The organism is Phytohabitans sp. LJ34 (assembly GCF_052068095.1).
In the GTDB taxonomy this organism is placed as follows: domain Bacteria; phylum Actinomycetota; class Actinomycetes; order Mycobacteriales; family Micromonosporaceae; genus Phytohabitans.
On sequence record NZ_JBQHDG010000073.1, the window covers coordinates 1 to 535 of the forward strand.

Sequence of the window (535 nt, forward strand, 5' to 3'; positions counted from 1 at the left end):
CGCCGCTGGACTTCGGTCCGGACGAGTGCTCCGAGGGCAACGACCTCCAGCTGCACGACGGCTTCCAGAACGGCAACCGCTGCGTCGACACGCAGATGGGCGAGGTCGCCAACGCCGACCAAAACCCCACCCTGCTGATCACCAGCGCCCCGCGCAGCGTCGGGGTGAACCAGCCGTTCACGATCCGGGTCAGCACCCGCAACCTGATCCGCGACCGGTTCCTACCCGCCGGCCAAGGCGGCTACTACGTCGACATGTCGATCCTCAACGCACAAAACCTGGTCCGCGGCCACTTCCACACCGGCTGCCGCCAACTCAACAGCACGCAAGCCGCCCCCGACCCCGCACCGGCCCCGGCGTTCTTCGTCGCCACCGAGGACAACGGCGGCGGCGCCCAGCCAGACGTCATCGAAATCCGGGTACCAGGCCTGCCCAACCGGGGCACCTTCCAATGCGCCTCCTGGGCCGGCGACGCCTCACACCGCATCCCGATGATGCAGCGCGCCAACCAGATCCCCGCCTTCGACTCGGTCCG

At 68.8% G+C, this 535-nt stretch carries 1 pseudogene; it reads left to right on the forward strand.

The window, feature by feature from the left end:
• Positions 1-535, forward strand: a pseudogene (locus ACTMTJ_RS45425) (hypothetical protein); the annotation flags it as partial.